We start from the raw sequence: 252 nt of genomic DNA on the forward strand, positions 1-252 counted from the left end.
CACCGATGCCCATAGCCGCTACCTTCTGCGCTGCCAGGCGCTGCCGCACACGGACACCGAGCATGTCTGGCCGGTGCTCGACGCCGCGTTCCGCGAGTTCGGGCTGCCCCGTTACATGCGGTCGGACGGTGCCGTCGCGAACTTGGTTGGAATTTGTCCGTCGCGAGTCTCCGGTGAACGGATGATATCTGCTCAGGCGGCAAGATCAACCGGCTGAGCAATGGGCTTGCTGGCGAGGGTCTGCCAGCCGTC

The 252-nt window shown here is 65.1% G+C and carries 1 pseudogene; it reads left to right on the forward strand.

The features are described 5' to 3' along the window. Positions 1 to 217: pseudogene (locus tag ACZYOF_RS44880) on the forward strand (hypothetical protein); the annotation flags it as partial. Between the last annotated feature and the right edge of the window lie 35 nt (positions 218 to 252).

The sequence above is a fragment of the Bradyrhizobium sp. LeoA1Lang genome, assembly GCF_055413685.1.